The sequence below is a fragment of the Trebonia sp. genome (genome assembly GCF_049794275.1).
In the GTDB taxonomy this organism is placed as follows: domain Bacteria; phylum Actinomycetota; class Actinomycetes; order Streptosporangiales; family Streptosporangiaceae; genus Trebonia.
In genome coordinates, this window is record NZ_JBARCR010000436.1 from 1 (window position 1) to 8,177 (window position 8,177).

An 8,177-nucleotide genomic window follows, 5' to 3' on the forward strand; every position below is an offset into this window, starting at 1 on the left:
TGCTGCATGGCATGCAGAAGGCCAGGGCTTCGAATCCCCTAGCTCAACGTCTTGCGATGGCAGTGCTCATGCTCACTTCACTGCGGCCTGGGGCGTGGCGAGCAGGTAACCGTCTGACGTGCGGGCACTGGTCTTGTCGATGCTGGTGACCCGAGGCGTACAGGTCAGGTGCCGGCGGCGGGCCGCACGAGCAGGTGGGATGCCGCCGTGTGGGTGCGGGTTGCGGGGCCGCATTCCGGCTGTTCTGGCGCATTCGTGAAGCCATGCGGCACCGGGGCGTCCGGTGTGACGGTGCGGGATCCGTTGTGCGCGACCGCGGTCGGTGCCGGTCTTACGGGTCGGAGCCGGGCGGGGGCTGGCGGGTTGCGGGGGTTTCTGCCAGCCGGGCATGCAGCCGTTCCCGGATTTCGTCCGGGGTGTAGGCGCTGCGGCGCCGCTGGTCGCGGATGATCACTGCCCCGGTCGCGGCCACACCCGCGAAGGCGGCCACTCCCAGCACCTTGTACCAGCGCATCTGCTTAGGTTAGACCGTGTCCGCCGTGAGTATCAGCCTTGATGAAGCCGTGGATCTGGCTCGCACGGGTGATGTGTGGCTGTTCCGCGGTCACGCGATGGCCGACCGTGCGATTCAGCTGGCGACCAATAGCCCGGTCAACCATGTGGGCATGTCGGTGGCCATCGAGGACCTGCCGCCCCTGATGTGGCATGCCGAGCTTGGCCGCGCCCTGCCTGATGTGTGGACCGGGACTCGCCACCGCGGGGTCCAGCTGCATGACCTGCGCGAGGCGGTCATCGTCTGGGCTGCCCGGTACGGTCAGCGGGCCTGGCTTCGTCAGCTGGACCCCGTGGTCACCGGCGAGATGGAAGACGCCGCGCTGGCGACGATCGCCCGGCTGGATGGCACCCCGTTCCCGTCTACGGCGCGGCTCGCCTCGCGGTGGCTGGCCGGCCGCGCGCCGACCCGGACGCGCCAGGGCGGCGGCGCCGATCTGGAGACGGCTTACTGCGCGCAGCTGCTGGCCGTGACCTATCAGGCCATGGGGCTGCTGCCCGGCAGCCGCCGCCCGGGCCGGTATGACCCGGGTAGCTTCTGGAGCGGGGACAACCTGGGTCTTTCCGCTGGGTTCCGGCTCGGCGGCGAGATCGCCGTGCATCTCCCAGCCGCGCGCATGCCGCACACGCCTGCTGCGCCCGGCTGATCGTCTCGGCTGGCCGACAGCCGCAGCCCGCGCCGACGTTCCTGCCTGAAACCCAGCCCGGGCGGACCCGGGTCGACAGCCGAGCCGCCCATCTCAGGGAGCCATTCCGGGATGGGACGCACGCTTTGTGGCCTGGGGTCAGATATCGAGCGACACAGGACGATGCGCGCACTGGCCGCTGATCCCGCATGATCCGGCAGACCTCGAGCTGCGGCTTGCCGAGGGAGGGCGTCTGCTGCCGCTGCCTAAGGGGAAACCCGTGATGGGACGCACGCTTTGTTGGCCTGGGGTCAGACGACGGTTACGTCGACGCCTTCGTCGTTGAAGATCGCGAGCGTCTCGGCTGGTGCGTCGCTGGTCGTGATGAGGTGCGTGATATCGCCGGCGGTGCCGAACCGGAAGTTGGAGGTCTGGGTGAGTTTGCTGGCCGCGGCGATCAGAATGCGCCTGGAGGAAGACTGGATGCTGGCCTTTTTGAGCTGCGCGTCCTCATAGGTCGCCGCCATCAGGCCGTGCGATGCCGAGACGGAGCATGCGCCGAGAAGGAGCACGTCGGCGCGCATGTCCCGGATGGCGTCGATGACCTGGCTGCCCAGGAACGCCAGCGTGTCCGGTTCGATTGGCCCGCCCGGCACGATGACTCGCACACCCGGAACGGCCCCGAGCGTGGCGGCCGCGTGCAAGGACAAGCACAGCGCGGTCAGAGGGCGGCCGGCCAGTTCGCGGGCTACGGCGTGGCAGGTCGTTCCGTTGTCGATGATGACCGAGTCGTAGTCGGTGATCAGGGACGCTGCAGCCACCGCGAGACTGGCCTTGGCCTCCTCTTCCTCGGCCGCCCGCACGTGGTACGGCACGTTCTCGTGGTACTTGCCGGAGCGGGCTGCGCCGCCCCGGGTGCGCCGGAGGGATCCCTGGGCTTCCAGTTCGGTCAGGTCGCGCCGAATCGTGACCGGGGAGGCACCAGTCAGTTCGGCCAGCTGGTCGATCCGCAGGTGGCCGCTGCTCCGGACCGACTGAATGATCATTTTCTGCCTAAATGATCGTTGCACATGATCATTTAATCACATAGCGTTCAAAGCGCAAGGTGTTCCGCGCCGGTGAGGGCAGGCGCCGCAGCATCCGCCGCAGGGAACCCGATTGCTATACGCGCCGGCGCCGCCTGTCTCCCGCTACAAGACGATCAAAGGTCAGAATCTGCATGTCGACCCCCGGCAGGACCGCCCCGAGCCCGGTCACACGGGCCAGGAACGGCACCGCGACCGTCTTCGCCGCCAACGGCTTTGCCTTGGCGTCCTGGATGTCACGGGTACCTGACGTCAAGACCCGCCTGGACCTGTCTCCAGGCAAGCTGAGCATCCTGCTTCTGGTGATCTCGGCCGGATCGGTACTGGGCCTGCCGCTGGCCGGGCGGATCGGCAATCACCTCGGCGCTTCGAAAGCTGTCCGGCTCGGCGCAGCGATGGGCATGCCCGGTGTTGCCCTCGCCGGCTTGATGGTGCAGGTCCGCGCGCCGTTCGCGCTTGTGATGCCTGGGCTGTTCCTGCTCGGGCTCGGCCTCGGGATCTGGGACGTGTCGCAGAACCTCGAGGGAGCGGTCGTCGAGCGCGCGTCGGGCAAGCCGATCATGCCCTGGTTCCACGCGGCGTTCAGCCTGGGAACAGTGCTCGGCGCAGTACTCGGCGCAGGCCTCACCTGGCTGCGGACCCCGATCGGCGCCCACGTAGCCGTCGCAGCCGCCCTGAGCCTGGCCGCCGTCGCGTGGGGAACCGCAGGATTCACGCCCGCCGGAGGCGAACCCGATCACCACAGCGAAACGGGCACTCTACGGCCGGCGGCCAACTCCGCACGGTCAGCCTGGATCGAGCCGCGGACCCTGCTCATCGGCGCGATGGTGCTCGCCGCGGCCTTCACCGAGGGCACAGCCAACGACTGGATGGCCATCGCGTTCGTCGACGGGCATCACGTCGCCCAAGCACTCGGAGTCATCGCCCTAGCGGTCTTCCTGTCGTTCATGACCATCGGCCGCATCCTGGGCACACGGCTGCTCGACCGGTACGGGCGGGTCCTAGTTCTGCGTACCCTCTTCGGCGCCGCCATCGTCGGCTGTGCGCTCGTCGTGTTCGGCCATCTATGGCTCGCATTCGCCGGCGCGGCCCTGTGGGGTTTCGGGGCCAGCCTCGGATTCCCTGTCGGCATGTCGGCCGCAGCCGATGACCCCCGCCGGGCCGCGCTACGGCTCAGCGTGGTCTCCACCATCGGCTACGCCGCGTTCCTCGGCGGCCCCCCGCTGCTGGGTTTCCTCGGCGATCACTTCGGTGTCCTGCACGCCCTGATCACCGTCGGCGCCATCTCGGTGCTGGCCGCCTTCGTCGCACCGGCCGCCAGGCCGACGGCGCGGAGTCCGCAATACCAGAGGTCTCCGGCCGCCGACGGGCAGGCACTCGACCCGGTAAGGCCATGCAGCCCCTGAGCCCCGGACCGGCACAGAACAGGTCGCCGGCAGCGGACCGGGTCCTTGGCCTGGGCGGCCGCGGGGGTCGCGTGGTCCCAACACGTACGAGATGCGAGTGAACATGTCACCTGATCGGAAGGTTACGGCCGTCGTGTTTGACGTCGGCGGCGTACTGCTCGACTGGAACCCCCGCCACCTGTACCGCAAGCTCATCCCCGACCCGGCGGAGATGGAGTCTTTCCTCAGCACCGTGTGCACGCCGGAGTGGCATGACGCTCACGATCGCGGGACGAACATGCAGGCGTCGTGCGCAGCCCTGGCCCGGCAGTGGCCGGCACACGCGGCGCTGACCATGGCGTGGTGCAAACGCAGCGAGGAAATGATCGGCGGCCCAATCCCCGACGGGGTGCGATTGCTGCGCCGGGTAATCGACAGCGGCCTGCCCTGCTATGCACTGACAAACATGGAAGCCGAGACGTATCCCTTGCGCCGGACCCGCTACGACTTTCTTGGCTGGTTCGAGGGCACGGTTGTGTCGGGGTTGGAGGGGATCGCCAAGCCTGACCGCGAGATCTACGAGCTGCTGCTGGAGCGCTTCAGCCTCGACCCGGCTTCGACGCTATTTGTCGATGACAGTCCGGTCAACGTCGCCGGCGCGGCCCGGGCAGGGATGGACGCGGTTCTGTATACCGTCCCCGGTCCGGTCCTGTCCCGGCTGGGGCTGGCGGCCCAGTGAATGCCGCGACGAGGCGGGGCGCTGGGGCTGGCGGTGCGGCAGCGCGGCTCGGTCGCGGTGATCGAGCTGGACTGCTCAGAGGTGACCATCCGGCGCGACCTGGCCGTACCGGGCCTAGTCTTCAGGCATTGCCCTGCCCGGCTGGTGGCCTTACCCCGTGCAGTGCGGCCACGGGCATCCCTGGTCGCCCGGCCACGTCATCGTCCCCTACCTGCCGTGCCCGTGCCGCGCCCTCCCGCGACAGCGCTGTTCCCGGTCCAGGACCTGCTTAGGCGACCGGACGTGAAGCGGCAGGCACAGTCCCGTAGGCAGCCAAGTGGGAGCCATCATCGGCCGGTACGGCGGTCATACGGCTACTGGGTCCCAACCGCGCAGGTGCCTGACGGACTGGCGGTACTCCCACTCGATGGCGTCTTTGAGCAGGTGGGCGAGCCGTCCGCTGGTAGTGATGTCGGCGATTTCAGCGACCCCGCGGCGGGTCCCGACCGAGACGACAAACCCCTTGTCGTGGAAGGTGAACGCCTCCAGCGGCCCATCCCCTAGCTCCGCGTCCAAGTTGCGGGCGACCGTCTCGCCCTCTTCCAGCGCCACCTGCGCCAGCGGGGGCAGCACGTGCCCGGTGCGCGGATTGGTCACCGAGGCGAGGTCGCCGGCGACGTAGATCTCGGGGTGGTCCAGCACGCGCAGATACCGGTCGACCTTGACGCGGCCGTTGTGGCCGGTCGGCAACTCCGAATCAGCCACAAGCTCGGGGGCTTTCACCCCGCCCGCCCAGACGAACACGCCGCCTTCCACCAGCTGACCGTCCTTAAGCCGGAACCCCTCCTCGGTCGCGGCCGCGACCACCGCGTTGGTGCGGACCTGAACCCCCAGGTCGGCAAGGATCCTGGCGGCCTTGTCGATCAGCTGCGGTGAGGAGCCGGCCAAGATCGTGGGGCCCGCCTCGATAAGCCGCACGGCAGGCTGGTCAGCCGCCAGGCCGTGGCGACTGGCCACCTTGGGCAAAATCTCGGCCAGCTCGCCGGCCAGCTCGACTCCCGTGGCGCCGCCGCCGCCGACCACCACGGTCGCCAGGCGGCGCTGCTGCTCGGGGTCGCCGGCGGCCGCGGCAGCCGTGAGCGCCTGGCTGACCGCCTCCCACACTCGTTCGGCATCGTCGGCCGAGTACACCGACAGCGTGCGCTGGGCCAGGCCCGGGATGGCGAAGTCGTTGGGCCGGCTACCGAGCGCGAGCACCAGCCGCCGCCAGCCGATCGGCCCGGCCCCGGTGAGGAGCCGCCGGCCTGCCAGGTCGAAACCAGTGATCTCGGCCTGCACGAAGCGGACCCGCTCGGCCAGCACGTCCTGGAGCGGGATGCGTACCGCGTCGGCGGCGCGAGTGCCGCCGGCGACGCGCGGCAGCTCGGTGATCGCCTGGTGGTAGTCGTGCCGATCGACCAGGGTCACCCCCACCGCAGGACGGCTGCGCAGCTTGGCCGTCAGCCGCAAGGCGACGTGCAACCCCGCGTAGCCCGCGCCGGCGACCACAATCTGCCCGCTGCTCCGGCCGGTAGCTGCATTCACGGCGTTCTCCACGGTATTGCTCCTTCCTCGGGAGTTGGCTACGCCTGCCGGCAGGCAGGCTGGCACCCACGCAGTTCCTCAGGCATTCTTCGGTTACTCCCAGGACCTGTACCCGGCGGCCCGGTGACGGGCACGCTCGACGGCAAGGTCGTGCTGCTGTCTGGTACGCGAGCCATGTGCCCTTCTCGACCTGAGCGGCCCGGCGTCGGCCTGGTCCGGTTACGCCTGCGCCGCCCCCAGCAGCTAGTCAGCCTCCGCTGCGGCGATGCGGATGGCAGCGTTAGCCATGGGGATCATCGAGGACTCGTCGACCAGCAGCAGCGTGTCCTCGGCGAGCCATAGCGGCAGCTTGTCCCGGTGGCACGTCGTTCTCAGCGCTCTGGCCGACTGCCGCTGCATGCCGCGCCATGCTGACCGTCGCCTCCTTTGGCGTTACCCGTCGGCTTGCATCGTGGCTGGAGCGGTTTGTGTCAGCAGGACCACCCCGGCGCACATAACGGCAAAGCCGGTCGCCGCTATCGCCAGCGCGGCGCCGTCAGCTGTGAAGTGCTCGGCGAACAGCCACACGCTCAGCGCGATGCTGACGATCGGGTCGATTATCACGATGAACGGCTGGGAGGCCCGCAGCGGCCCGACATGCAGCGCTGCCTGCATCAGGAACAGGGCCGCTACGCTTCCTGCGGCCAAGGCGTAGACAGGCCAGTGGGCGAACATTCCGGCCACGCCGAACTGAGTTAGCGTGTCGGTGGTGGCTTTGATGAACGTCGCCACCAGCGCCCACATGACCGCGGAGGAGGCGCCGTACAGGGCGGCGCGCAGGCTCGGGGATCCCCAGCGGGCCAGGACGGCCAGGACCGCGGCCGCGGCACAACAGGCCAGCCCGGCGGCGAACCAGTGGCTGCTGGTCGGTGTGGACTGGCCGCCCCCTGGCTGTCCGGCGGCAAGGAAGACGGCGAGGCCCACGCAGGTCAGTGTGGCGGCGGCCCAAGTGATCGGCCGGATGGACTGGTGGATCCAGACCCGGCGGAGCAGAAGCATGAAAACCAGCTCGGTGGCCAGCAGCGGCTGCACGACCGAGATCTGGCCCTGGCTCAGGGCGAGGGCCTGGAATACGAACGCGGCGATCAAGGCAGCCCAGCCGAGCAGCCACAGGGGATTACGGAACAGGTAGACGACCAGCTGCCAGCCGGAGGACCGGGATGGGGCAGCGGTGCTGGCGACGTGCTGGGTGGCCTCATTGACCGCGTTGGACAGGGCGGCCAGCAGGGCGAAGAGGATTATCATGGCCCCGCCGTGCGAGCTGCCCTAACGGCAGTGTGCCCCCGGCATGGGCCGCTTGGATGCGCGAGCTGCTGCACTGCCGTCGGCCCTTTCCCGTGCGGGTCTGCTGGGTCTGGCTTTCAGCGGCCGCCCGTAACGGACGCTGGGAGCACTTCAGCGGAATCTCCGGCTCGTGGCTTGTATCGTCCGGCATTATCACGGCGCGCACATCGCTCGGACAGGATGAACCGTCCCGGAGTTTCCGGAGGCTCTGGACTCACCGTTGCACTGATCTGGCTGGGAAAGAGGCTAGCGCGGGCAGGGCGAAGGTGCCTGGCCCGCTCCCCCGATGGTGCCTGATGCTGGCGGGCGAACCAGGGGGGTGGCCGGTGGACAGGATGACCGACGCAGACCAGCGCATGCTGTGGCCCGATGAGATCTGGCCGCAGGAGATCGGCGCGCTGGCCGTCCTGGACGGCGGCCTGGCCGGCCGGGCTGCCGGAGGGCCGGGTCTGGCGCCGCGCTTTTTCCGGGTGCCAGAAGGTTGAAGGAAAGCCATGCTTGTCACAGACATCGGATACGCGCTCGCCGGATTGACCGCCGTGGGCATCATCTTCATCGGCGCACGTTTTCTTATTGCGCCGGCACGACTGCCGCAGGCTTCGGGATTGCCGCCTGGCACGATGGCGGGAAGGCCGATCCTTACGCCATCATCGTGCTGCGCAGCAACGGCCCGAAGGCCACCGCCGCGCTCCTGTTCACCTGACTAGCTAGGCTGTGGAGTAATGGCCGAGACGGATGTGATCCGCACGCCTGACCAGCGGTTGCGGGTCTTTGTGAGTTCCACGCTGCAGGAACTGGCCGCTGAGCGGCAGGCAGTGCGGGACGCGGTGACCCGTCTGCGGCTGGTGCCGGTGATGTTCGAGCTGGGCGCCCGGCCGCATCCGCCGCGGCAGGTATACCGCTC

The 8,177-nt window shown here is 68.9% G+C and carries 10 protein-coding genes and 1 pseudogene; 5 read left to right on the plus strand and 6 right to left on the minus strand.

Features of this window, described 5'->3' with window-relative positions; genetic code table 11:
- Positions 1-331: 331 nt before the first annotated feature.
- On the minus strand, positions 332-514 hold the full coding sequence (locus WA805_RS11955) for a hypothetical protein (RefSeq protein ID WP_422324886.1): 183 nt from the start codon (positions 512-514) through the stop codon (positions 332-334).
- Between the two features lie 31 nt (positions 515-545).
- Between WA805_RS11955 and WA805_RS11960 the strand changes: the two genes are divergently transcribed.
- On the plus strand, positions 546-1,199 hold the full coding sequence (locus WA805_RS11960; protein ID WP_422324889.1) for a hypothetical protein: 654 nt from the start codon (positions 546-548) through the stop codon (positions 1,197-1,199).
- Between the two features lie 290 nt (positions 1,200-1,489).
- Here WA805_RS11960 and WA805_RS11965 read toward each other — a convergent pair whose 3' ends face one another.
- Positions 1,490-2,053: a DeoR/GlpR family DNA-binding transcription regulator gene (locus WA805_RS11965; RefSeq protein ID WP_422291144.1), complete on the minus strand. Its 564-nt coding sequence runs from the start codon at positions 2,051-2,053 to the stop codon at positions 1,490-1,492.
- 36 nt (positions 2,054-2,089) lie between these two features.
- Positions 2,090-2,224 (minus strand): annotated as a pseudogene (locus WA805_RS11970) (DeoR family transcriptional regulator); the annotation flags it as partial.
- 173 nt (positions 2,225-2,397) lie between these two features.
- Here WA805_RS11970 and WA805_RS11975 point away from each other — a divergent pair.
- Together WA805_RS11975 and WA805_RS11980 are read left to right on the plus strand one after the other, a co-directional pair.
- On the plus strand, positions 2,398-3,669 hold the full coding sequence (locus WA805_RS11975) for an MFS transporter (protein WP_425242368.1): 1,272 nt from the start codon (positions 2,398-2,400) through the stop codon (positions 3,667-3,669).
- A 133-nt stretch (positions 3,670-3,802) separates the two neighbouring features.
- Positions 3,803-4,387, plus strand: coding sequence for an HAD family hydrolase (locus WA805_RS11980; RefSeq protein WP_422291141.1), 585 nt, complete (start codon positions 3,803-3,805; stop codon positions 4,385-4,387).
- Positions 4,388-4,732: 345 nt separating this feature from the next.
- Here the strand turns inward: WA805_RS11980 and WA805_RS11985 are convergent, their stop codons facing one another.
- The 3 genes from WA805_RS11985 to WA805_RS11995 all read right to left on the minus strand — a co-directional run bounded on the left by WA805_RS11985 (position 4,733) and on the right by WA805_RS11995 (position 7,234).
- On the minus strand, positions 4,733-5,962 hold the full coding sequence (locus tag WA805_RS11985; protein ID WP_424560012.1) for an NAD(P)/FAD-dependent oxidoreductase: 1,230 nt from the start codon (positions 5,960-5,962) through the stop codon (positions 4,733-4,735).
- A 231-nt stretch (positions 5,963-6,193) separates the two neighbouring features.
- Positions 6,194-6,349 (minus strand): hypothetical protein, encoded by a 156-nt coding sequence (locus WA805_RS11990; protein ID WP_424560013.1) that lies wholly within the window; start codon positions 6,347-6,349, stop codon positions 6,194-6,196.
- Between the two features lie 33 nt (positions 6,350-6,382).
- Positions 6,383-7,234 (minus strand): DMT family transporter, encoded by an 852-nt coding sequence (locus WA805_RS11995; protein ID WP_425242369.1) that lies wholly within the window; start codon positions 7,232-7,234, stop codon positions 6,383-6,385.
- A 374-nt stretch (positions 7,235-7,608) separates the two neighbouring features.
- Here WA805_RS11995 and WA805_RS12000 point away from each other — a divergent pair, with 374 nt between their 5' ends.
- Entirely contained in the window at positions 7,609-7,758 is a 150-nt protein-coding gene (locus WA805_RS12000; protein ID WP_422281204.1) for a hypothetical protein, read from the plus strand.
- Between the two features lie 237 nt (positions 7,759-7,995).
- A partial coding sequence (locus WA805_RS12005; RefSeq protein WP_425242370.1) for a DUF4062 domain-containing protein occupies positions 7,996-8,177 on the plus strand: 182 nt, incomplete at its 3' end.